22 protein-coding genes are annotated in these 21,691 nt (G+C 60.1%); 14 read left to right on the top strand and 8 right to left on the bottom strand.

Going from position 1 to position 21,691, the window contains the following annotated elements:
• The first annotated feature begins 1 nt into the window (after position 1).
• From leuD to QBL02_RS06575, 5 genes are all read left to right on the top strand, one after another.
• Positions 2-598: a 3-isopropylmalate dehydratase small subunit gene (leuD, locus tag QBL02_RS06595; protein ID WP_282725593.1), complete on the top strand. Its 597-nt coding sequence runs from the start codon at positions 2-4 to the stop codon at positions 596-598.
• Between the two features lie 72 nt (positions 599-670).
• Complete coding sequence (gene murA, locus QBL02_RS06590) at positions 671-2,095, top strand: UDP-N-acetylglucosamine 1-carboxyvinyltransferase (protein WP_282725592.1); 1,425 nt, start codon at positions 671-673, stop codon at positions 2,093-2,095.
• Between the two features lie 10 nt (positions 2,096-2,105).
• Positions 2,106-2,873, top strand: a complete 768-nt coding sequence (locus QBL02_RS06585) for a lysophospholipid acyltransferase family protein (RefSeq protein ID WP_282725591.1) — start codon at positions 2,106-2,108, stop codon at positions 2,871-2,873.
• Positions 2,874-2,890: 17 nt separating this feature from the next.
• Positions 2,891-3,991, top strand: a complete 1,101-nt coding sequence (locus tag QBL02_RS06580) for an NAD(P)H-dependent glycerol-3-phosphate dehydrogenase (protein WP_282725748.1) — start codon at positions 2,891-2,893, stop codon at positions 3,989-3,991.
• Positions 3,992-3,994: 3 nt separating this feature from the next.
• Entirely contained in the window at positions 3,995-5,137 is a 1,143-nt protein-coding gene (locus tag QBL02_RS06575; protein ID WP_282725590.1) for a D-alanine--D-alanine ligase family protein, read from the top strand.
• Positions 5,138-5,323: 186 nt separating this feature from the next.
• On the opposite strand, the gene QBL02_RS06570 is transcribed toward QBL02_RS06575, so the two are convergent.
• On the bottom strand, positions 5,324-5,815 hold the full coding sequence (locus tag QBL02_RS06570) for a DUF3515 family protein (RefSeq protein ID WP_282725747.1): 492 nt from the start codon (positions 5,813-5,815) through the stop codon (positions 5,324-5,326).
• 80 nt (positions 5,816-5,895) lie between these two features.
• Here QBL02_RS06570 and thiL point away from each other — a divergent pair, with 80 nt between their 5' ends.
• Positions 5,896-6,930 carry a thiamine-phosphate kinase gene (gene thiL / locus QBL02_RS06565; RefSeq protein ID WP_282725589.1) on the top strand — a complete coding sequence of 345 codons (1,035 nt, stop codon included), beginning with the start codon at positions 5,896-5,898 and terminating at the stop codon, positions 6,928-6,930.
• A 20-nt stretch (positions 6,931-6,950) separates the two neighbouring features.
• Here the strand turns inward: thiL and QBL02_RS06560 are convergent, their stop codons facing one another.
• The gene (locus tag QBL02_RS06560) at positions 6,951-8,180 is read right to left on the bottom strand and encodes a PucR family transcriptional regulator (RefSeq protein WP_282725588.1); all 1,230 of its coding nucleotides are present in this window, start codon (positions 8,178-8,180) and stop codon (positions 6,951-6,953) included.
• A gap of 122 nt (positions 8,181-8,302) precedes the next feature.
• Here QBL02_RS06560 and gabT point away from each other — a divergent pair, with 122 nt between their 5' ends.
• Together gabT and QBL02_RS06550 are read left to right on the top strand one after the other, a co-directional pair.
• On the top strand, positions 8,303-9,643 hold the full coding sequence (gene gabT, locus QBL02_RS06555) for a 4-aminobutyrate--2-oxoglutarate transaminase (protein ID WP_282725587.1): 1,341 nt from the start codon (positions 8,303-8,305) through the stop codon (positions 9,641-9,643).
• Positions 9,644-9,680: 37 nt separating this feature from the next.
• Positions 9,681-11,150, top strand: a complete 1,470-nt coding sequence (locus QBL02_RS06550; protein WP_282725586.1) for an NAD-dependent succinate-semialdehyde dehydrogenase — start codon at positions 9,681-9,683, stop codon at positions 11,148-11,150.
• A gap of 115 nt (positions 11,151-11,265) precedes the next feature.
• Here QBL02_RS06550 and rsmD read toward each other — a convergent pair whose 3' ends face one another.
• Positions 11,266-11,862 (bottom strand): 16S rRNA (guanine(966)-N(2))-methyltransferase RsmD, encoded by a 597-nt coding sequence (rsmD, locus tag QBL02_RS06545; protein ID WP_282725585.1) that lies wholly within the window; start codon positions 11,860-11,862, stop codon positions 11,266-11,268.
• A 75-nt stretch (positions 11,863-11,937) separates the two neighbouring features.
• Here rsmD and QBL02_RS06540 point away from each other — a divergent pair, with 75 nt between their 5' ends.
• The gene (locus QBL02_RS06540; RefSeq protein WP_282725584.1) at positions 11,938-14,217 is read left to right on the top strand and encodes an ATP-dependent DNA helicase RecG; all 2,280 of its coding nucleotides are present in this window, start codon (positions 11,938-11,940) and stop codon (positions 14,215-14,217) included.
• A gap of 186 nt (positions 14,218-14,403) precedes the next feature.
• On the top strand, positions 14,404-14,898 hold the full coding sequence (gene coaD, locus QBL02_RS06535; RefSeq protein WP_282725583.1) for a pantetheine-phosphate adenylyltransferase: 495 nt from the start codon (positions 14,404-14,406) through the stop codon (positions 14,896-14,898).
• Between the two features lie 6 nt (positions 14,899-14,904).
• Here coaD and QBL02_RS06530 read toward each other — a convergent pair whose 3' ends face one another.
• Complete coding sequence (locus tag QBL02_RS06530) at positions 14,905-15,945, bottom strand: DUF4349 domain-containing protein (RefSeq protein WP_282725582.1); 1,041 nt, start codon at positions 15,943-15,945, stop codon at positions 14,905-14,907.
• Positions 15,946-16,058: 113 nt separating this feature from the next.
• Between QBL02_RS06530 and QBL02_RS06525 the strand changes: the two genes are divergently transcribed.
• The 4 genes from QBL02_RS06525 to mutM all read left to right on the top strand — a co-directional run bounded on the left by QBL02_RS06525 (position 16,059) and on the right by mutM (position 18,596).
• Positions 16,059-16,598 carry a DUF177 domain-containing protein gene (locus QBL02_RS06525; protein WP_282725746.1) on the top strand — a complete coding sequence of 180 codons (540 nt, stop codon included), beginning with the start codon at positions 16,059-16,061 and terminating at the stop codon, positions 16,596-16,598.
• Positions 16,599-16,611: 13 nt separating this feature from the next.
• On the top strand, positions 16,612-16,815 hold the full coding sequence (gene rpmF, locus QBL02_RS06520) for a 50S ribosomal protein L32 (RefSeq protein ID WP_282725581.1): 204 nt from the start codon (positions 16,612-16,614) through the stop codon (positions 16,813-16,815).
• A gap of 70 nt (positions 16,816-16,885) precedes the next feature.
• A complete protein-coding gene (gene rnc / locus QBL02_RS06515; RefSeq protein ID WP_282725580.1) occupies positions 16,886-17,614 on the top strand; it encodes a ribonuclease III in 729 nt (242 codons plus the stop codon).
• A 1-nt stretch (position 17,615) separates the two neighbouring features.
• Positions 17,616-18,596 (top strand): bifunctional DNA-formamidopyrimidine glycosylase/DNA-(apurinic or apyrimidinic site) lyase, encoded by a 981-nt coding sequence (mutM, locus tag QBL02_RS06510; protein WP_282725579.1) that lies wholly within the window; start codon positions 17,616-17,618, stop codon positions 18,594-18,596.
• Here the strand turns inward: mutM and QBL02_RS06505 are convergent.
• The 4 genes from QBL02_RS06505 to QBL02_RS06490 all read right to left on the bottom strand — a co-directional run bounded on the left by QBL02_RS06505 (position 18,547) and on the right by QBL02_RS06490 (position 21,669).
• On the bottom strand, positions 18,547-19,029 hold the full coding sequence (locus QBL02_RS06505; RefSeq protein WP_282725578.1) for a MarR family transcriptional regulator: 483 nt from the start codon (positions 19,027-19,029) through the stop codon (positions 18,547-18,549). The two genes, mutM and QBL02_RS06505, sit on opposite strands and share 50 nt — an antisense overlap.
• The gene (locus QBL02_RS06500) at positions 19,026-19,436 is read right to left on the bottom strand and encodes an EVE domain-containing protein (RefSeq protein WP_282725577.1); all 411 of its coding nucleotides are present in this window, start codon (positions 19,434-19,436) and stop codon (positions 19,026-19,028) included. Before QBL02_RS06500 ends, QBL02_RS06505 begins: the two co-directional genes overlap by 4 nt.
• Positions 19,433-19,852 (bottom strand): SRPBCC family protein, encoded by a 420-nt coding sequence (locus QBL02_RS06495; protein WP_282725576.1) that lies wholly within the window; start codon positions 19,850-19,852, stop codon positions 19,433-19,435. Before QBL02_RS06495 ends, QBL02_RS06500 begins: the two co-directional genes overlap by 4 nt.
• 134 nt (positions 19,853-19,986) lie before the next feature.
• On the bottom strand, positions 19,987-21,669 hold the full coding sequence (locus QBL02_RS06490) for an ATP-binding cassette domain-containing protein (RefSeq protein ID WP_282725575.1): 1,683 nt from the start codon (positions 21,667-21,669) through the stop codon (positions 19,987-19,989).
• Between the last annotated feature and the right edge of the window lie 22 nt (positions 21,670-21,691).

The following is a 21,691-nucleotide window of genomic DNA, read 5'->3' as shown; positions in this document are numbered from 1 at the left end:
CATGGAAAAGTTCAATACACTGACGAGCCTGGCCGCCCCGCTGAAGCGCTCAAATGTCGATACTGACCAGATCATCCCGGCGAACTTTTTGAAGCGTGTAACCAAGACTGGCTTCGATGACGCACTGTTTTATCACTGGCGTCAAGACGAAGACTTCGTGCTCAACCAGCCGCGGTATCAGGGAGCTGAGATCCTGGTCGCTGGTCCTGATTTTGGCACCGGGTCTTCGCGTGAGCACGCGGTTTGGGCGCTGCGTGACTTTGGTTTCAAAGTTGTAATTTCGCCTCGATTTGCCGATATTTTCCGCGGTAACTCTGGCAAACAGGGGCTGCTCGCAGCGCAGGTCGAAGAAGCAGACGTTGAGAAGCTTTGGGCGGCTATCGAATCCGCTCCCGGAACCCAACTCACCGTAAGCCTCGAAGATCGCACAGTCGCTGCTGGTGACCTGGTTGTTCCGTTCCAGATTGACGACTACACCCGCTGGCGTCTGCTCGAAGGTCTTGACGATATTTCATTGACTCTGCAGAACGAACAGGCGATTTCGGAGTTCGAAAAGACCCGCCCAGCTTGGATGCCAACGACACTGCCGCGACGCTAATTCATTTCTCAGCGTTACCGCGGTAGATTGGAACATTCGCCCACCCGGTAAGTGAACCCCCTGAGGAGAGGCATGAACGACTCGGCCGCAGCATCGTCTGCAACAGAACCGACAACGGACAGTGTTGATGAGGGGCTGAAGCTTGATGCGCAGAAAGCTGGCGCACGCGTAGGCCTGACCAGTGACGAGATCATCATCAATGGTGGTCGTCCGCTGCAGGGACGTATTGAGGTCCGTGGCGCAAAAAATCTTGCGCCAAAGGCCATGGTTGCCGCGCTGCTCGGTCAGACCAGCAGTGTGCTTCGCAACGTGCCAAACGTGTCGGACATTCGTGTGGTTGCCGGTTTGCTGGCACTTCACGGCGTGCTGATCACCCGCGGCGAAGAACCAGGGGAATGGCGTCTCGACCCGTCGAACGTTGAAATCGCGCACCACGCCGATATTGACGCGCACGCTGGATCATCGCGTATTCCGATTCTGTTCTGTGGCCCACTGCTGCACCGTCTCGGTGAGGCGTTCATTCCTGACCTCGGGGGTTGCCGTATCGGCGACCGGCCAATCGACTTCCACCTTGACGCGCTGCGTAAGTTTGGTGCGGTTGTGGAGAAGCTGCCAAGTGGCATTAGCCTGACCGCACCAGACGGTCTGCACGGTGCGAGCATTGAACTGCCGTACCCATCGGTTGGCGCTACCGAGCAGGTGCTGCTCACCGCTGTACTCGCTGAGGGCGAGACCGAACTGCGCAACGCGGCAATCGAGCCAGAGATCACCGACCTCATCTGCATTCTGCAGAAGATGGGCGCGATCATTACTGTTGAGCCGAATCGTGTGATCTTCATTGAGGGCGTCAAGGAACTTCGCGGCTATGACCACCGCGCGCTCTTTGACCGCAACGAGGCAGCTAGCTGGGCGTCAGCCGCGCTTGCAACCCGCGGCGATGTGTTTGTCGGCGGTGCACGCCAGGAAGAAATGATGACCTTCCTCAACGTCTTCCGTAAGGTTGGCGGCGACTTCGAGGTGCACGACGATGGCATTCGGTTCTTCCACCCGGGCGGCGACCTGAAACCAGTAACGATCGAAACCGATGTGCACCCTGGCTTCATGACCGATTGGCAGCAGCCACTCGTGGTCGCACTGACCCAGGCAAAGGGCGTCTCAACGATTCACGAGACTGTCTACGAGAACCGCTTTGGCTTCACGGACGCGCTCAACAAAATGGGTGCTGACATTAAAGTCTACGAAGACGGGCTTGCTGATGAACGCCGTCGCGTCATGCGCCGTGAGTTCGAGCAGGCAGCTGTAATTACGGGCCCGTCTACGCTGCACGGTGCCGATATCGAGGTGCCCGATCTGCGAGGTGGCTTCAGCTACCTGATCGCTGGATTGACCGCAAACGGTCAGACCAAGGTCACGAACCTCGGCATCATTTCGCGCGGCTACGAAAACTTTATTGAGAAGCTCCGCCAGCTCGGTGCAGACTTCGTTTTCGAGGGGTAACGTTTTAGGCATGACAGAGACAGTGAAGATGCGCAGTCGGCCCTCCGCTGAGAAGCGGCGACCGAGCCTCTTCTGGGTGCTCGCTTCGCTGATCTTGCCGCTTTGGTCGTGCATGGTTCGCTATCGATTCACCCCAGACTCGAAGCTGCCAAACACCGGGCCATTCATCATGTCGCCGAACCACTACAGCGAGATTGACCCCATTGCGATGGGCGCTGCAATTTGGCATCTTGGTCGCTTGCCCCGGTTCATGGCAAAAGAGAGCCTGTTCAAGGTGCCCGTGTTCGGCTGGCTGTTGAAAGCTACCGGACAAATTCCCGTTCGTCGTGAGGGCGCGGTGCGCGCAAACGGCAACCCCATGGGCGCTGCTGAAGAACTGATTCGTCGCGAGGCTGCGGTGATTGTGTATCCAGAAGGCACACTCACTCGTGACCCCGACCTTTGGCCTATGCGCGGCAAGAGCGGCGCTGTTCGACTTGCGCTCGAGACGGGAATTCCGCTGATTCCTGCCGCTCACTGGGGTACGCAGAATCTGATGCCTCGCTACGGAAAGGGCATTCACCCATTCCCTCGCAAAACCATTGAGGTTGCTGTCGGCGAACCGCTCGATCTGTCGAAGTTCGAGGGTCGTGACGTTGATCAAAAGGTTGTCAATGAGGCAACCGTGATGCTGATGAATGAGATCACCCGCCTTTTGGCCGGGCTTCGTGGTGAGACCCCGCCGAGCGAGTTGTGGGATCCAGCGAAGCACAAGCAGACTGAAACGGGACGCTTTTGAGTGACGGAACTGGATCGATCGCGGTCCAAGCGGCTGGGCAAAAACGTAACCGAGGTCGCAAGGTAGCAATGATCGGTGCCGGTAGCTGGGGCACTACCTTCGCGAAGGTGCTCAGCGATGCCGGCTGCGATGTGACGATCTTGGCGCGCAGGCCAGAACAGGCGAACGAAATTCAGGTCGCCAAACGAAACACCCAATACCTGCCAGGCATCAACCTGCCAAAAACTCTGCAGGCGACGAGTGATCCAGCGGTCGCTTTGCGCGGTGCAGAGCTGGTGTTTCTTGCGGTACCCAGTCAGTCGCTTCGTGAAAATCTGCTCGCGCTAGAGCCTTACCTTGGCCCTCGGGCCGTGCTCGTGAGCCTCGTCAAGGGGGTCGAGAAGAGCAGCACCATGCGCATGAGCGAGGTGATTATCGACACGCTTGATCTTGATCCGAGTCGTGTGGGCGTCGTCTCTGGCCCAAATATTGCGCTTGAAATTGCTAAAGAACAGCCGACCGGTGCGGTGGCGTCTTGTATTGATCTTGAAGTGGCGAAGCGGATCGCAACGGCCTGTTCTGCGCCATACTTTCGAAGCTATGTGAACACCGACGTGGTGGGCACCGAGCTCGGTGGTGTGCTGAAGAACCTTATTGCTTTGGCTATCGGCATCGTTGATGGTGTCGGCTACGGTGAAAATACGAAGGCAGCGATCATCACTAGAGGGCTTGCCGAGATGACTGAGTTCTCGGTGGCTTCTGGTGCAGACCCTGTGACTCTTTCTGGTCTGGCCGGGCTCGGTGACCTGATCGCCACCTGCCAGTCGCCGCTTTCGCGCAACAACACTGCTGGCCGGTTGATCGGCCAGGGGTTTTCTCTTGAAGAGACGAAACAGCAGATGCAGCAGACCGCCGAGGGAATTAGTTCGGTGCAGTCTGTGCTCGAATTGGCTCGTGCCCGTGGCATTGTGATGCCGATCGTTGAGCAGGTGCAGATGGTGCTTGACGGAACTATGCGTCCGCAAAATCTTGGCCCACACCTTGCTACTGAAGATGATGTGCCAAAACCAGAGCTTCGCCTGAACTCGCAAGAGCCAAGCCGCTTGCAGCAGTTCTGGCAAAAACTGAAGGGAAAGTGACGCATGAGCACCGACGTGAACGCTGGAAGTCAGAACACCACTGAGGAAGGCGCGAAGCGCCGGGTGGTGCTGCTCTTCGGAGGTCGCTCAAGCGAGCACGGAATCAGCTGCGTTACAGCAGCGGGTGTGCTGAACGCTATCGACCGCAGCAAGTTTGAAGTGATCCCGGTTGGTATTACGAAGCGTGGTGCAACCGTACTGTTGAGCGAGGCAGATCTTGCCGACTACAAGTTAGTGCCTGGTGGTCTGCCCGAAGTTGTCGAAAACGGGACTCGTGTGTTGTGGCCTGCTTCGATCGATACCCGCGCACTCAGCCTGATTCGCGAGGACGGTACGATCGCTTCGCTCGGGCACGTTGACGTGGTGCTGCCGACATTGCACGGTCCCTTCGGCGAAGACGGCACTCTGCAGGGCCTGCTAGATCTGGTTGACCTGCCATACGTTGGCTCGGGTGTGCTCGGATCAGCGCTCGCGATGGACAAGCACGTCGCAAAAACGGTGCTCGCTGATGCGGGTATCGCGGTGGCACCGTGGCGCACCATCACCCGTCACGAGTTTGACCGCGATCCGAGTGTGGTTGCGCGTCTCGACGAGGGACTGAGCTACCCGCTCTTTGTGAAGCCGGCACGCGCTGGATCAAGCGTCGGTGTGAGCAAGGTGAAGGTTGCCGATGAACTGCCTGCTGCGCTCGAAGTCGCCTTCGCTGAGGATTCAATTGTGTTGATTGAATCTGGCGTCGTTGGTCGCGAGGTTGAAATTGCTGTGCTGCAGGGGCGCAACGGTAGCGCCCCTCGCACCAGTTCTGTGATTGGCGAGATTGCGTTTAGCGGTCGTGAGTTCTACGACTTCGAAGCCAAGTATCTTGGTGCTTCGGGCGTCGAACTCGTGCTGCCTGCGCCAGTGACCGATGCAGAGTTCGAGTCGATCCGCGATGCCGCAGTGCGATCTTTCGAAGCGGCACAGCTCGCTGGTCTTTCACGCATTGATTTCTTCTTGACCGAGCAGGGCCCGGTGCTGAATGAAATCAACACGCTGCCTGGCTTCACTCCGGTCTCGATGTATCCGCGCCTCTGGGAAGAGTCGGGGCTTGCCTACAAAGATTTGATTACCGAGCTGATTGAGCTCGCACTTGAGCGCCAGGCTTAGGCTTTAGCGCAAACCTCGTTTGTGCGAGCGACTCCGCCTGCTTGCCGCGTTGAACGTGGACGGTGGCGGATCATTTCTCAACCTTTTGGCTTACGGAACCCAAGTCTGAAACAATGCGGGCATCAGCGCTCTTGAGCGGCTATGAGCGCAAGTTGAGGAGCACTCGCAAGTGCGGAGGTGACCCGGTTATTTGTCGATGCGACGGGAATCGTCGTAGCTGGTGCACTGACGAACCTGCGGCAGCATCTGCGCCACATTGGTGAGGTCGGTCGCAACCATCGTGCCACTGGCAAGCTCGCTGTTTACGAACACTTCAAGACCCGGCTCGCGGCCGTACGCTTCAAAGCGGTAGATGGGGGCTTCGGAATCGTCGATGATCCAGTCGACACCCTTCACTGACACACACATGTCAGTGGTTGGTCCGCTCGTTGGCACGCCGCAGCGCAATTCGACCCCCACTGGATCGCCCCACGCGCCGGTGGCCTGAGCGTTGGTGGCGCGCTTTGGCAGATCGGCTACTGTCTTAGGCAGCCGTACGATCACATCAGCGCATGCCGGGTTGTTTGCGTCTTCTGCCGGTTCCATTGGAACCGCTGAGGCGCAGCCTGAGAGCGCCAGGCTCATGGTGATGGCTGCGGCAGCAAATGCGGCGATTTTGCGAGTCTTGGTTACCTTCATGAGCACGAGGCCAGCCTACCCCCGCAAGCTCTGTGAAAGTCGGGTGTCAGCCGAGTGCCGAGGTGGGATACCTTGGACGGGTGGTAAGTGTGGGCGATGCCGGCGAAAAACAGGTGCTGAAGCGCGTGCTCGCGCAATTGCGGCCAGCCGATGCCGCACTGCTCGGACCGGGTGATGATTGCGCGATCCTCGCCGCGAATGGAGACGTGGTGGTTACGAGCGACACCATGGTTGAGGGCCCCGACTTTCGAATGGCCTGGCACGGCGCAGCCGAGGCCGGCGCCGGCTTTGACCTGGGATGGAAGCTCGCTGCGACCAATCTTTCTGATGTTGCCGCCATGGGGGCGCGACCGATTGGGTTGACAGTCTCACTCGCTTGCCCGCAAGACGCCGACGTTGCTCTGCTCGAAGGTATCGCGAGAGGGCTTGATGCTGCCTGCCATGAGCTCGCGCCCGGTTGCGGAGTTGTCGGGGGAGACCTTGGGACTTCGCCCGTGCTTTTCGCGGCGGTGACCGCGCTCGGCGATATGCAGGGCCGAACCCCCGTGCTGCGCTCAGGCGCGAAGCCCGGTGACACCATTGCCTATGCCGGCGATCTTGGGCTTGCCGGGATCGGGCTCGCGCTGCTTTTTCGGGAGAGCGCAGACGCTCACGGGATCGCTACAAGCGATGCGATGGCGCGTCTTCGCGACCAGCATCCTGCCGCGCTCGCGGCGCAATTGGCGCCGGTCGCGCCGATCGCAATGGGTGCTGCGGCGGCCGTAGCTGGTGCGAGCGCCATGATGGATGTTTCGGATGGACTCTCGCTTGACGCGGAACGGCTCGGCGAAGCAAGTGATGTGTCGATGCGTTTTGACTCAGAGTTGCTTGAACGCGGGTTCGGCGTGCAACGTGGCCAACAGGTTTCGGTACTGTCTATGCTCACCGGTGGAGAAGACCACGGCCTGCTTGCGACCTTCGCCGCGGGAACGGTGCTGCCCGCAGGGTTTCTCGAGATTGGTGCGGTGGGCGATCCTCGCTCCGACGGTGTGCGCGTGCTGCTCGACGGTGCGCCTTTTCAGCCTCGCGGCTGGGATCCCTATGGTGAGTTGCCACCGGGCGCGAAAGCAGAATGAGCTTCGCCTAATCGCGTTGCCTAGCTGCTTGAATTTGCCGATCCACCGCGCAAAATACGCATGGCGGCCCAAAGTTCCGCCCGAGTGTCGGGGTCGTCGAGATCTCGTTGCAGCAGGCTTGCCGCGGTGCTCACTCTGGCGCGCAGTGTGTGCCGGTGCACTCCGAGTTCGGTCGCCGCGGCACTCGTTTGGCCATGATGTGCAAGCCAAACCTCAAGGCTCAGGCGAAGTTCGTCTTTGTGACGTTCGTCGTGCAGGCGCAGCGGCGCGAGCAGTCCGTTTGCGCGCCTGACCGCTTCGGGGCGCTGTTGCAGAAGTTGCAACACCCCAGCGTGCATCTCAGGGCGGTAAAGTACGGGCCCCTCTTCGGGCGACTGCCTTGCAAGCTCAGCAGCACGTTCTGCTTGCTCAAGAAGCTCACGAATATCTGAAGCTGAGCCGCGCTCTGAGATGCCGCAGCTGATGGCATGTTTGTTGAGCACGCGCCGCAGCGTGGCGAGCTGACTGTGCTCAGCGATCACCGTGAATTGCTGCCGATCCTCTGAAGAAAACACGCCAGGCTGCTCGGCGAGTAGGGGAGTGAGCTCTTTGAGCGCTGGCGATGCAATTGGTGTTGGCGCGATCACTACGGCCACTTGGCCGCGCGGCAGCGTTGGCAGCATCTTCGAAGCGACCTGCTCTGCCAGATCGCGTTGACCCTCGAGGAGGAGTTTGAGTACGACGCTGCGCACGGCCTGTTCTGCTTCACCAAGGTTTCGACGCCTTGCCAGGCTGCTGAACGAGCCAAATTGCTCGCGGCCCCACGAGGTGTCGCTGCGCAGTTGTGCGTCAATGAGACGGGCTGCCGTGCGCACCACCGCGATGAAGGGGGTGTCATAAGGCACACGAAAGAGCGGCAGTTGTGCCTGTTCGCAGGCCTCGATGAGAGAAGGGGGAATGCGATCCCACTGCAAACCAACGCCAACGCCAAGGGCTGTGGTGCCAACTTCTACCAGTCTGCGCACATATGCATCGGCTTCTTCTTGTTCAAGCGGGGTGCTGAATTGGCCGCCTGTGGTGAGGATTACGGTGCGTGGCGTGAGGAAGGGTGACGGGTCGGAAAGGTCGCTGACGTGCACCCACTGCACGGGGTGCTGGTCTCCGGGGCGACCGCCGCCGGCGATGAGTACTAGACCGAGCAAATAGTCGTGCAGAAGATCGTTGAGCTCGATCGTGCTGGGCATTGCCAGGTTGGCGAAATTGTTTTCCATTGTTCGCCATTATGTCACTCTGAATTGCCAGGTGCGAGTCCTAGGCTGGTGCTAGAAATACCCGACGTCAGTCAGGTGTATTTTTCAAGACTTCAACGCTTACGTTTCAAGAAGGAGTAACCATGTCGGAGAACATCCAGGGCGGCAAGGCACTGCCACAGGTTCGCAACCTCGTTACCGCGATCCCAGGTCCAAAGTCAGAAGCCATCATGGCACGCAAGAAGGCTGCTGTTGCTTCAGGCGTAGGCCACGCACTCGGCGTTTCAATCGTTGCCGGTGGCGACGGCGTTCTGCTCGATGCAGACGGCAACTCGCTGATCGACCTCGGCTCGGGCATCGCAGTTACCGGCGTTGGTAACTCGGCACCTCGCGTCGTAGAGGCAGTGCAGCAGCAGGTTGCTCAGTTCACCCACACTTGCTTCACCGTAACTCCATACGAGGGCTACATTGCAGTAGCAGAGAAGCTCAACGAGCTGACCCCAGGCGACTTCGAGAAGCGTTCGGCGCTGTTCAACTCGGGTGCTGAGGCAGTAGAGAACGCAATCAAGATTGCACGTCACTACACCAAGCGCAACGCGGTCGTCGTCTTCGACCACGCGTACCACGGCCGCACCAACCTCACCATGGGCATGACCGCAAAGAACATGCCATACAAGGATGGCTTCGGTCCATTCGCTCCTGAGGTCTACCGCGTACCAACCTCATACCCATACCGCGATGGCCTGACCGGCATCGAGGCAGCTGAGGTCGCACTGACCCAGATCGAGAAGCAGGTTGGCTCGAAGAACGTTGCCGCCATCATCATCGAGCCAATCCAGGGCGAAGGTGGCTTCATCGCTCCAGCAGCAGGCTTCCTGCCAGCACTGCAGGAGTGGGCAACCGAGAACGGTGTTGTCTTCATCCTCGACGAGGTGCAGACCGGTTTCGCACGCACCGGCCAGATGTTCGCCGCTGAGTTCGAGGGCGTCGTGCCTGACATGGTGACCGTTGCTAAGGGCATCGCAGGTGGCCTGCCACTCTCAGGTGTGACCGGCCGCGCCGAGATCATGGATTCGGCACACGCCGGCGGACTGGGCGGCACCTACACCGGTAGCCCAATCGCATGTGCAGCAGCTCTCGCAACGATCGAGACCTACAAGGAAGAGAACCTGCTTGAGCGCGCTCAGCAGATTCAGGCAATCATCGAAGAGGTCTTCGGTGAGCTCGCTAAGACCGATGACCGCATCGGCGACATCCGTGGCCGCGGCGCAATGATGGCTGTTGAGCTGGTTGAGTCGGGAAGCAAGACCCCGAACGCAGCACTCACCGGCGCTGTTGCAAAGATCGCAGGCGAGCAGGGCGTTATCGCTCTGATCTGTGGCACCTTCGGCAACGTGATCCGCTTCCTGCCAGCGCTGACCATCAGCGACGAGCTGCTTCGCGAGGGCCTGCAGGTCGTCGTCGACGCAATCAAGGCGAACTAATTTCGGTTTTCCACGAAGCCCCGAAAAGGAGAATCTCATGGCATTGAAGCCAAACGAACAGGAACTGCTCGACCGCGTTGAATCGGGTCTCGGCATTGGCGGCACCTGGCAGCCATCGACCACCGGTGCAACGCTCGACGTACACGATCCAGCGACCGGTGAGGTCATCAAGCAGATCGCTGACGCAACCGTTGAAGACGCAGTGCGCGCACTTGATGCGGCAGTAGCTGCACAGGACGCGTGGGCGGCAACGCCAACTCGCGAGCGTTCGAACATTCTGCGCCGCGCATTCGACCTCCTGATGGAGCGCAAGGAAGACTTCGCGCTGCTCATGTCGATGGAGATGGGTAAGCCCATCGCCGAGGCTCGCGGTGAGGTCAACTACGGTGGCGAATTCCTCCGCTGGTTCTCGGAAGAAGCAGTGCGTGTTCGCGGCGACTTCCGCCCGAACCCAGAGGGCACCGGCAACATGGTTGTCTCGCACATCCCAGTTGGTCCTTGCTACTTCATCACCCCGTGGAACTTCCCACTGGCAATGGCAACCCGCAAGATCGCTCCGGCGCTCGCCGCAGGTTGCACCGTTGTGATCAAGCCAGCGGCGCTCACCCCACTGACCACCATCTTCTTCGCGCAGCTGCTCGAAGAGGCTGGCGTGCCAGCTGGCGTGGTAAACGTTGTGGCAACTTCGAAGTCGAGTGCTCAGTCGAGCGCTCTCCTCTCGGACACTCGTCTGCGCAAGCTCTCGTTCACCGGCTCGACCCCAGTTGGCGTGACTCTGCTGCAGGCTGCTGCCCAGAACGTTCTGCGCACCTCAATGGAGCTCGGCGGCAACGCACCATTCGTTGTCTTCGAAGACGCTGACCTTGATAAGGCCGTCGAGGGTGTGCTGCTTGCGAAGTTCCGCAACATCGGCCAGGCATGCACCGCTGCAAACCGCATCATCGTGCATGAGTCGGTTGCTGACGAGTTCGCTCGTCGCGTTGGCGAGCGTGTCTCTGCTATGACCATCGGTCGTGGTGCTGAAGAGGGCAACGACATCGGCGCACTCGTCGAGGAGAAGGCAGTGACCAACACTGCTCGCCTCGTTGCAGACGCTGTTGAGACCGGTGCCACCATCATCACCGGTGGCGAGGCTGTTGAGGGCCCAGGCTACTTCTTCCAGCCAACCGTTATCGACAAGCTCAGCCCACAGTCGGCGATCATGCGCGAGGAGATCTTCGGACCCGTACTCGGTATCATCCGCTTCTCAACTGAGGAAGAGGCTGTCGAGATTGCGAACAACACCGAGTACGGCCTCGTGAGCTACGTGTTCACCGAGAACATTGCTCGCGGTCAGCGCATGATCGAGAAGCTCGAGACCGGCATGATGGGCCTGAACACGGGCATCGTGTCGAACGCTGCCGCACCATTCGGTGGTCTGAAGCAGTCGGGTATCGGCCGTGAGGGCGGCTTCGAGGGAATCCACGAGTTCCTCTCGACCAAGTACACCCTGATCCCGCGCGGTTAATGACTTGGGCGGTTTCGGCCGCCCAAGACTAACGGCCCCACTCCCTTGCTGCTCGAGGGAATGGGGCCGTTTTTCGCGTTGTGTGGTCAACGCACATTACGGAAAAAGCGTGGGATCAGTCCTCGCCTTGCGATGCATCATCCTGCGTGGCTTCAGCCCACCAGAGCACGGTTTCACCGTAGCGTTTCTCGCGGAAGCGGCTGAGGCCCTCAGGCCAGCTTGGCTCTGGGGAGCGGCTTGAGCGCTCAACCAGCACTGCGCCGTCTGCTGAGATAAGTGGCACGACGGCTGTGAGATTTGCTTTCAGCTCTTGCTCGCCCAAATCGTAGGGCGGGTCGAGCATAATCACGTCGAATTGCTCGCCTGCTGCGGCATCAAGATAGTGCTGCACGCTGGATCGCGATACGTCGATGCTCGGCACTTTGGCGCCATGAAAAGCCTGCGCGACGGTCTTTGCGTTGCGCACGGCGACCTGTGCCGCCTGTGGGTGCTTTTCGACGAGCACAATGCGGTTTGCGCCGCGGCTTGCCGCTTCGAGGCCAAGAGCACCGGATCCAGCGTAAAGATCGAGGATGCGTGAGCCGGCGAGTAAATTCCACGATTCGAGTGCTGAGAAAATTGCCTCGCGTACGCGGTCGCTGGTGGGTCTGGTGCCTGCTTTTGGCACTTCAAGCCGCAGCGATCCAGCGGTTCCGGCAATAATTCGAGTCACGAAAATAGCCTAGCTTGCTGGCGCGCCCCTCTCGCGCGTGTCTTGAATGTCAGAGGGTGCGGCTACGCTTATGGCATGGCCACGGCATCGCTCGATACTCGTCTCGACGCTGTTGTTGGCGGGCGCACCGCGAGTGTGCTCGAAAAATCTTTTGGCATGGCCACGGTGCGCGAGCTGCTGTGGCACCTGCCGAGGCGCTATTCAGAGCGCGGTGAGCTAACACCGCTTTCTGGCTTACCTGTTGGCGAGCACGTCACCGTGCTCGCGCAGGTGCTCGATGTGCGCAGCAGGCAGATGCAGCGCGGTGGCAAGCTGCTTGAAGTAAAAATTACCGATGGAGTTGGCAGCCTGCAGCTGACCTTCTTCAACCAAGCTTGGCGTGCCAGCGAGCTCTTTGCCGGGGCTCGTGGCATCTTCGCGGGCAAGGTGAGCGAGTATCGGGGGCAACTGCAATTGCAGCACCCCGACTATGAGTTGTTTAATGGCGGCAATCGGGCTGCTTCGTCCGGTGCCGGTACTGATACTGGTGCGGCGGGGGCGCAAGGCGCAGTAGCCGAGGCAAAGGCAGAACTCACCCCAGAGCGTTCGCGTCAGCTTGATGAAGCGGCAGCGCTTGCCTACTCCGAAAAGCCAGTGCCGATCTATCCGGCGACCGCAAAGCTACCGAGTTGGACGATCGAACGAGCGATCGGCCTTGCCCTCGACGCGGTCGCGGGCTCGATTGAAGATCCATTGCCCTTTGAGTTGCGCTCAAGCGAGGGGCTGCTTGAACTCGGTGAGGCGCTAGAACTGGTGCACCGTCCGGCTGCACGCTCTGATTGGCGGAGGGCGCGCGACAGCCTGCGCTTCAGAGAAGCCTTTGAATTGCAGCTTGCCTTGCTCGACCGCAGGCGTCGGGCGGGGAGCTTGCCGGGCACCGCGAGAGCAAGGCAGAGCGGTGGTCTGCTCGACGCTTTCGACTCGGGCTTACCGTTCACCCTCACCGACGAGCAATTTGACGCTGGCGAGACCATAGCAGCAGAACTCGCGCAGCCACAGCCCATGCACCGACTGCTTCAGGGGGAAGTCGGTTCGGGTAAAACAGTTGTGGCGCTTCGCGCGATGCTGCAAGTGGCAGAAGCCGGTGGGCAGAGCGCAATGCTCGCGCCGACCGAAGTGCTTGCGGCTCAGCACTACCGAAGCGTGCTTGAGACGCTCGGTGATGCGCTGACGAGCGAACTGCACCCGGTCTTGCTCACCAGCAAGATGCCGGTCGCAGAGCGACGCAAAGCACTGCTTGCGCTCGCGAGTGGCCGGGCACGCATCGCAGTGGGCACACATGCGCTGCTGAGTGAGGGCGTCACCTTCTTCGACCTCGGACTGATTGTCGTCGACGAGCAGCACCGCTTCGGTGTTGAGCAGCGCGAAGCGCTGCGACTTAAGGGCACAAACCCGCACGTGCTCGCTATGACAGCGACACCGATTCCTCGTACCGTGGCTCTCACGGCTTTTGGCGACCTAGAGACCAGCTTTATTCGGCGGGTGCCGCCCGGACGTCAAGGCATTAGTTCGTTCACCGTGCCGGTGCACGAACGCCCGAAATGGGCAGAACGAGCGTGGCTTCGCGCACTCGAAGAAATCGCTGCGGGGCGACAGGTTTATGTTGTCTGCCCGGCCATTTCTGCCAGCACGCGCGAAGACGGAGACGAAGCGGGCGATCCGACGCTCGAAGATGCCGCGAGCGAAGGCAGAAGCGCGCCTCCGCTCGCAAGCGTTGAACAGACGCTGGCCGAGCTGCAGACCAGGCCCGACTACGCTTCAATTCGAGTAGCAGCGCTCACGGGTGCGATGAAGGCCGACGAAAAAGACCGTGTGATGCGGGCGTTTGCATCGGGCGAAATTGACGTGCTGGTGGCGACCACCGTGATCGAGGTCGGCGTGAACGTGCCGAATGCCTCGATGATGATCGTGCGCGATGCTGAACGTTTCGGCGTCTCGCAGTTGCATCAGCTGCGCGGTCGTGTGGGGCGAGGGGAGCACCCGGGGCTTTGCCTCTTACTCACAAACGCAGAGCCAGGCACCGTCGCACGCGAAAGAATTGAAGCGGTTGCAGACACCGTAGACGGGTTTGACCTTGCGGAACGTGACCTCGAGCTGCGCCGCGAGGGCGACATCTTGGGCACGGCACAATCGGGTGGCCGGTCGACACTTCGCCTCTTGCGGGTGACCGAACACGGAGAATTGATTGAGCGATCCCGCGAGCTTGCTGCTGCACTGCTTGCGCGTGACCCCGAACTCGCGAGCGCGCCGCTATTGGCGGAGCAGCTTGCAGAAGAAGCAAAACAGCGCAACCTCGACAACCTCGCGAAGTCCTAACCCCAACGGATGCTGCAGAGGTTGTCGGCTTTCGCTACTGAACTGACTACGAGCAGACGCGCTGCTGGCAAAAGGTATCGAAGAATCTGCGGAGATGCCCGACAACTGCCGTGGAATCTCTGAGAAGTAACGAATCTCTCGTGAATCATGCGCGAGAGGTGTGTGCTTGCCTCTAGGCTGTGAGGTATGAGCAGTATCGCCGTCGTTCCTGGTTCGTTTGATCCCGTCACCCTTGGGCATCTCGACGTGATTCGCCGTGCAGCGGCGATCTTTGACCAAGTGCATGTTCTTGTCGTTCACAACCCTGGCAAGAATGCAATGCTTCCCATCAGTGAGCGGATGAACCTGCTGCAGCAGGCCATCGACGAAGACCCAGAGATTCCATCGAACGTGATTGTTGCGTCGTGGTCGGTCGGGCTGCTCGTCGACTACTGCACCGAGGTCGGCGCAACCGTACTCGTCAAGGGTCTGCGCTCGCAGATCGACGTCGCGTACGAGACCCCGATGGTACTGATGAACCGCAGCCTCGCCGGTGTCGAGACTGTGTTCTTGTTGCCCGAGCCGGGCCACGCGCACGTCTCAAGTTCGCTGGTGCGCCAGGTCGCCTCGCTCGGCGGCGACGTCAGCGATTACGTACCACCGGTGGTCGCGAAGTACCTCGATTCGACGCGACCAGCCTAGGCGTCGTTACTTCTGCTCAGCGCTCGGGGTCTCTGACTCCGGGAGCTCAGCTGTTTCTGGGGCCGCTTCTGCGCCAGCTGATGGTGCAGCGTCTTTCGCTGGTTGCGCTGCGCCCGCTGCGCCCGCTGCGCCCGCTGCGCCCTGTGCGGGTTCTGCCTGCTCTGGCCGCTCTGCTTTCTTCGCGCGGCGCTTTTTTGACGAGCGACGGGCGAGCACAATCACAAACACCACGATGCCGATCAGGGCGATCCACGGCACCAAGATGCCCAGCAGCACCAGAAGCCCGGCGCCAGCCGCAACGATCGACGCGAGCCCCGTGAGAACACCATCCCAGAACGTCGTTGGCCCTGCGCCGTTACCGACTGGGGTGCTCAGCGACACAAAAATACGTGAGTGATCAATGCTCTCAGCAGTTGCCTCATATTGTGACTTGAGCATCTCCAGCTCTGAATTACGCATGGAAAGCTCGCCCTCAATAGCGATGAGGTCACTCACCTCGCTGGTGCTCTCAGCGAGGGCAGTGAGGCGCGACACCGCTTCTTCGAGGGCACCGATCCGGGCAGAAAGTTCGTCCTGCTGTGCGGAAACATCGAAACTGTCGCGATTCTCACTCAGTACCCTGCCGAGCTCACCTAATTGATCGAACGCCTCATCGTACTTTTTTGCGGGTACCCACACTGAAAGCACAGTGCTTGAATTGCCATCGCCAAATTCCGTACTGTTTCGCGACTCAACCGCTCCATCAAGGCTCTTCACCACCTCGGACACACGATCAGCAACTTTTATGGGATCCGCTGCCTCAATACCGATCGAACCTGTCGTGATAGACGAACCGTTCAAATTTGAAAGCTGATCGGCCATTGCCTCGCGGCCGGGCGCGAAATATCCGCCACCGCCGTCAACGCTTTGACCTGAAGCATCCGCGAAACCAGTTCCCGGCGGAGTCGAGTTTGAGTTAGATGAGCACGCAGCCAGGGGGAGCACAAGCAAGGTAGCTGCGGTCGCAACAGCGACAAATCTGGTCTTCGCTGACTTGGTCAAGTTCATGGGGGTGCTCCTGCCTGGGGCCCGAAGGGGCTTGTGCTTGCTTGGGATCATCTTGCCACGCCCGCTCGCAGGAAACACTCCTAAGAATCGGGTAATCTGTATTAGTGACCAGCATGCGCATATACGAAGAAAATATTCGGGACATTCACAACCGTCCCGGCGAAATGCGCGAACGCAAACGCGGTTTCGCAACACCCGAGGCATTCGGCGAGGCACTTGCCACGGTTCCTGCCGGTGAACACATGGATCTTGAGGTCCGTTTGGAGTCGGTTCACGAGGGTATTTTGGCCTCGGTAACTGCTCGAACCACCATGCACGCGGAGTGCGGAAGATGCCTCAAGGATTTCACCGCGCCGTTCCAAGTCGAATTTCAGGAGCTTTTCGCGTATACTCCTACGGAGGCCGAAGAGTACGGTGTTCACGGTGATCACGTGAATCTTGAACCCCCGCTCCGAGACGCGGTAGTGCTTGCACTTCCGTTCCAGCCCGTGTGCCGCCCAGATTGCCCTGGTCTCGACCCCGAGACCGGCGATGTGCGCGATGCTGAGGCTGCAGCCGAGTCCGCCGTGGTTGATCCGCGATGGGCTGCGCTGGCCGGATTGCTGGCCGAAGAATCTGACGTGAGCCGGGACACCGGTTCAGAAAGCAAGTAGGAAAGAGAGCATCATGGCTGTTCCCAAGCGCAAGATGTCGCGTTCGAACACCCGCCACCGCCGTTCGGCGTGGAAGGCCGAAGCGCCAAAGCTGGTAAAGACCGTTGAGGGTGGCCGCACCGTCTACAGCCTGCCACACCGCGCACGCGTGGTCGAGGATTCACAGGGCAACGCTCTGTTCCTCGAGTACAAGGGCCGCAAGGTAGCAGACGCGTAACCATTCGTGGCGGCGAAAGCCGTTATCGAATTGGTGAGTGTTTGCTAGCTCGTACGGGCAACAAAAACTTATGGGAAAGCCGTCGAATTTACCTCAGGGTGAACTCGGCGGCTTTCTTGCACCCTTCGGGGTGGCGGTAGACCCAGACCTGCTGCGTCTCGCGTTGACGCACAGGTCGTGGGCCTACGAAAACGGTGGATCGCCACACAACGAACGTCTCGAGTTCTTGGGCGATTCCATCCTGGGGCAGGCCGTCACAGTCAAACTGTTCACGGAGTACCCAGACCTCTCTGAGGGTGAACTTTCACGCCGTAGGGCAGCACTTGTATCGAGTGTCGCGTTGGCCGAGGTCGCGCGCACGATTGGCGTCGGTGACCAGCTCCTGCTTGGCGTTGGTGAAGAGCGCAGTGGCGGGCGTGAGAAAGAATCACTGCTCGCAGATGCGGTTGAAGCAATTATTGGCGCGGTCTATCTGTCGACCGATCCAGCGACGGCCGCTCGTTTCGTGCTTGACCTGGTGGCGCCGCTGATTGCCGACCCAGAACGTTTCTCGATCTCACTTGATCCGAAAACCACTGTGCAAGAAGAAGCTGACGCGCGCGGTGTCACGCGACCGGGTTACGACATTGTCGGCTCGGGCCCAGACCATGACCGTCGTTTTCATGCGACCGTCAAACTGGACGGTGTTGTTGGCGAGGGATCGGGCATTAGCAAAAAAGCTGCCGAGATTGCCGCCGCGCGCGAACTCGTGCTGAAACTGCGTGATCTTGGCGCGCTGAAGCACCGCAAGAGCAAGTAACATGCCTGAGCTGCCCGAGGTTGAGGTGGTTCGAGCTGGCCTGGCGCCAGCAGTTCGTGATGCGCGTATCGCCGGAGTCGAGGTACTCGATACGCGGGCGTTGAAACGACACAAGCCGCCTGCCTCTGCGTCTACTGACCTTGCTGTTGCTGCCGCCGATTTTGAACGACGGCTTGTTGGAGCGCGACTGCTTGAGCCAGTGCGCCGCGGCAAGTTCTTGTGGATGCCGCTTGCTGGTGCCGGTGTTTCTGGTGCTAGTGCTGGTGGTGTTGGTCTCGCTGATGCCTCTTCTGTGCCTCGGCAGGCGCTGCTTGCGCACCTTGGCATGAGCGGTCAGATGCTCTTGCGGGCGCACGAAGCAGCAGACGACCGCCACGTGCGTGTGCGGCTTTGGATCGAACATCCCGAGCACGGCGAAATGCGGGTCGACTTCGCCGATCAACGCCTCTTCGGCTCACTCGCAATCGATACGCTCGTGCCGACGGATGATGGCTTCGCGGCCGGTCGCGGCACCACACTTGCCGCCATACCAAGTCAAGCCGCGCACATTGCGCGCGATCCGCTCGACCCTGCTTTTGATGACCTGCGATTTATTACGTCGCTGCGCACGCGCAACACTGCGGTAAAGCGCGCGCTGCTTGACCAGGGACTGATCAGTGGTGTCGGAAACATTTACGCTGACGAGTCGCTATGGCGTGCGAGGGTGCACCCCGAGACTCCCGGTGCGCGGCTGAGCGCGCGCAAAGCCGCCGAGCTGTTGACGCAGGTGCGCGAGGTATTCGCGCAGGCGCTGATCGAGGGTGGCACGAGCTTCGATGAGCAATACGTGAACGTGAACGGTGAAGCAGGGTATTTCGCCCACTCCCTCAACGCCTACGGTCGCGGGGGAGAGGCGTGCCCCCGGTGCGAGGGTGAGATTAGGCGCGTGGCGTTTATGAATCGGTCGTCGCACTTTTGCCCGCGGTGCCAGAGGCGGCGCTGAGCTCCGCGAGGCAGTCGGTGAAGCTCTGCACCTTGTCTCCGAGGGTCGCAAAGTAGACGCGGTCGGCGGTTTCGACGGCAGCATTGGCTTGGTTGACGAGGGCCACGCCGTCGGAAGTTGCTTTGAGGGTGCGTGCTCTGCGGTCTGTTGGATGCGGAGGTCGCTCGACGAGTTTTTTCTTTTCAAGCGCTCGGAGTACCTGCGAGGTCATCATTGGATCGGTTGCGGCCCGCTCGGAGAGGTCGCGTTGCGTGACTATGGTTTCGTTATCCATGGTGGTGAGCACGGCGAGAAGTACAAACTGGACGTGGGTGAGGTCGAAGGGCGCGAGCGTGGCGCGAATCTCACGTTGCCACGAGTTTGTCACCTGCCAGAGCATGAGCCCGGTGCTCGCACTTGGCTTGGGATAGGAAGTTTCGAGTGCGCCGTTCATGTGTGCATTGCCTCCATGATTGTTTGTACGTCGTGTTCCTCGAGCGGTATAAGCCCGTAGCGGAGCTGGTAGCCCCAGTTTGGTTTTTGCGTCAGTTGAAGCCTTGGGCGCAACTCGGCGAGAGGTGCAGGGTGTACCGGGAGGTAGTCGATCCGGCGACGGAACGGTTTGAAGCTACCCTCGTCAGCTTGCCATATGTCGTCATCATGGAATGAACCGATCGCGGTGAAATGTTGATAGGCGTCCCGATCACCGCGCTGTTCTGTTGGTGAGTAATAGATGAGGGTATCGCCAGTGTGCATGCGCGCGAGCGGAGCGCGTTTGCCGTGGTTGATTTGGGCGATGCCAAGTTCAACACCGCGGCGCACGTGGGCGGCCGAGACGACACCTAGCCAGCCGCGGCTCACGCTGCGTCCAAGTGTTCGAGTAGTCCGGTCACGCTGGATCGCGCCGCACTTTTCATGCTTTTGTGGAGTAGACGTTGCCAGAGTGGAGCAAGAAAGCCGTCGACACCGATTGAAACTTGGAGTGTGGCGCCGTCGTTTGTGGGTGCGACTTTGTGATCAAAAATCAGTGTTGCGCCGGGCAGGGAGGACGTGTTTGTAAACACCCGATCTTGTTCGTATGCCGTGATCGAAAATGTTGTGGCGGGTCCGGATGCTGGGCGCATCTGGCCCTGCGCACCCAGTTTGGCGATGCCCGCAAAGTGGACCTCGCTCACTTCCGAGTCCCAGCTTGGCCACCCCGCAGGGTCGGCCCAGAGTGAGAACACTGACTGAGCGCTGTGTGATGTGGCGGCAGTGTGGGTGGTGATAAGTCTCATGAAAATAGTATGCGCGCTTACTAAATATTTTGCAAACCAATGACCCGACTGCGCGGGATGGCAACACACCACCCCGCGCAGCAACCGGGAATCACGGCAAATCGACGAGAGCGAGCAGCCCTAAAGCCGCGGCCCTACCGCGCCCGCTTCACGCGCCCCTCATCCCACACTGGCACGTCTGACTCGGTCACTTCTCCGTCTTCGCCGAAGATTAGATAGCGGTCGAAATCTCTCGCGAACCAGCGGTCGTGCGTCACCGCGAGCACGGTGCCCTCGAAGCTGCGCAGCGCCTCCTGCAGGGCTTCGGCAGAGACCAGATCGAGGTTGTCGGTCGGCTCGTCGAGTAAAAGCAACGTCGCGCCGCCGAGCTCAAGCAGCAAGATCTGCAAACGAGCCTGCTGGCCGCCCGAGAGCATTTCATACGCTTGTTCTGAAGCCCCAGCGAGCTCATAACGTGCAAGTGCTCGTGCCGCTTGCTCACGTGGCAAGCCCTGTCTGTGGTCATCGCCCCGATGCAAAATATCGAGCAGTGTTCGGCCAACCAGGTCGGGCCTGCCCTGCGTCTGGGCGAACCAGCCAGGCCGAACCCGCGCGCCAAGTTTCGCGACACCCTCGTGTAGCACGGGCTCGATCACCACATCGGTGCCGGGCCGGTTCTCGGCCTCAGGATCGGTGCCGCCGGTGGCGAAAAGTCGTAGCAGGTGCGATTTGCCCGATCCGTTTGAACCGAGGATCGCCACGCGATCCCCGTACCAAACTTCGAGGTCGAAGGGGAACATGAGGCCGGTGAGCTCGAGCTGGCTGCAGACGACTGCCTTTTTGCCGGTTCGGCCCCCGGTCAAGCGGATCGCAAGGTCTTGTTCGCGAGGCTGCTCTTCGGGCGGTCCGGCAGCTTCAAAACGCGCGAGACGAGTTTGCGCGGCTTGATATCGGCTTGCCAGGCCGTCGTTGTAGGCCGCCTTTTCCTTGTACATCAGCACCAGTTTTTTGAGTTTTTGTCGCTCTTCGTCCCATCGCCTGCGTAACTCGTCAAGTCGCTCGAAACGGGCGGCTCGTGCTGCGTGGTACGTTGCGAATGAGCCGGGGTGAGTCCAGGCGGTGTTGCCTGCCGCGCCCAATTCGAGGGAGACGATTGCGGTCGCGCTTCGCGCCAGCAGTTCGCGATCGTGGCTGATGAACAGCACGCTCTTCTCTGATGTTCGCAGGCGCTCTTCGAGCCAGCGTTTGCCCGGTACATCGAGGTAGTTGTCCGGCTCGTCGAGAATCAGCACGTCATCACTACCGCGCAGTAGCGCTTCTAGCGCGATTCGCTTTTGCTCGCCTCCTGAGAGGGTGCTGAGCGCGCGATCCCTGCACCGCTCGTAGGGAACGCCGAGCGCAGCGATGGTGCAGACGTCCCAGAGCACTTCAGCGTCATAGCCGCCTGCGTCGCCCCAGTCAGAGAGTGCGCGTGCGTAGCTCATCTGCACGGCCTCTTCGCGGCTTGGGTCGCTGTTTTCGAGCATCATGTTTTCAGCGTGTTGCACGCGTGCCGCAGCGGCCTGCACGGTCGCGGGCGCGAATGAGAGCAGCAGTTCGTGCACCGTGCCAGACGCGAAAAACTGGCGCATGACGCCGACTGTGCCGCTGCGCGAGACGACGCCTTCTTCTGGAGTGACGTCTCCTGTGACGATACGCAGCAGGGTGGTCTTGCCTGCTCCATTGGCGCCGATCAGGCCAACCTTTGCGCCGTCGCCAACGCGAAAGCTGACGTCATTGAGTAGTGGTCTCCCGTCGGGCAGCGTGTAGCTGATCCCGGAGAGTTCGAGGTGGGACATTTGAATATTGCTTTCTTCCCGC

This window comes from Leucobacter sp. UT-8R-CII-1-4 (assembly GCF_030010235.1).
Classification (GTDB): domain Bacteria; phylum Actinomycetota; class Actinomycetes; order Actinomycetales; family Microbacteriaceae; genus Leucobacter.
Note: the sequence above shows the minus strand (reverse complement) of the source record. Positions and strands in the feature narration are given on the sequence as shown.

Excerpts from the sequence above, each read along its gene's own strand:
- leuD (WP_282725593.1), top strand. The coding sequence starts at position 2 with ATGGAAAAGTTCAATACACTGACGAGCCTGGCCGCCCCGCTGAAGCGC.
- murA (WP_282725592.1), top strand. The coding sequence starts at position 671 with ATGAACGACTCGGCCGCAGCATCGTCTGCAACAGAACCGACAACGGAC.
- QBL02_RS06585 (WP_282725591.1), top strand. The coding sequence starts at position 2,106 with ATGACAGAGACAGTGAAGATGCGCAGTCGGCCCTCCGCTGAGAAGCGG.
- QBL02_RS06575 (WP_282725590.1), top strand. The coding sequence starts at position 3,995 with ATGAGCACCGACGTGAACGCTGGAAGTCAGAACACCACTGAGGAAGGC.
- QBL02_RS06570 (WP_282725747.1), bottom strand. The coding sequence starts at position 5,815 with ATGAAGGTAACCAAGACTCGCAAAATCGCCGCATTTGCTGCCGCAGCC.
- QBL02_RS06560 (WP_282725588.1), bottom strand. The coding sequence starts at position 8,180 with ATGGAAAACAATTTCGCCAACCTGGCAATGCCCAGCACGATCGAGCTC.
- gabT (WP_282725587.1), top strand. The coding sequence starts at position 8,303 with ATGTCGGAGAACATCCAGGGCGGCAAGGCACTGCCACAGGTTCGCAAC.
- QBL02_RS06550 (WP_282725586.1), top strand. The coding sequence starts at position 9,681 with ATGGCATTGAAGCCAAACGAACAGGAACTGCTCGACCGCGTTGAATCG.
- QBL02_RS06540 (WP_282725584.1), top strand. The coding sequence starts at position 11,938 with ATGGCCACGGCATCGCTCGATACTCGTCTCGACGCTGTTGTTGGCGGG.
- coaD (WP_282725583.1), top strand. The coding sequence starts at position 14,404 with ATGAGCAGTATCGCCGTCGTTCCTGGTTCGTTTGATCCCGTCACCCTT.
- QBL02_RS06530 (WP_282725582.1), bottom strand. The coding sequence starts at position 15,945 with ATGAACTTGACCAAGTCAGCGAAGACCAGATTTGTCGCTGTTGCGACC.
- QBL02_RS06525 (WP_282725746.1), top strand. The coding sequence starts at position 16,059 with ATGCGCATATACGAAGAAAATATTCGGGACATTCACAACCGTCCCGGC.
- rpmF (WP_282725581.1), top strand. The coding sequence starts at position 16,612 with ATGGCTGTTCCCAAGCGCAAGATGTCGCGTTCGAACACCCGCCACCGC.
- rnc (WP_282725580.1), top strand. The coding sequence starts at position 16,886 with ATGGGAAAGCCGTCGAATTTACCTCAGGGTGAACTCGGCGGCTTTCTT.
- mutM (WP_282725579.1), top strand. The coding sequence starts at position 17,616 with ATGCCTGAGCTGCCCGAGGTTGAGGTGGTTCGAGCTGGCCTGGCGCCA.
- QBL02_RS06505 (WP_282725578.1), bottom strand. The coding sequence starts at position 19,029 with ATGAACGGCGCACTCGAAACTTCCTATCCCAAGCCAAGTGCGAGCACC.
- QBL02_RS06495 (WP_282725576.1), bottom strand. The coding sequence starts at position 19,852 with ATGAGACTTATCACCACCCACACTGCCGCCACATCACACAGCGCTCAG.
- QBL02_RS06490 (WP_282725575.1), bottom strand. The coding sequence starts at position 21,669 with ATGTCCCACCTCGAACTCTCCGGGATCAGCTACACGCTGCCCGACGGG.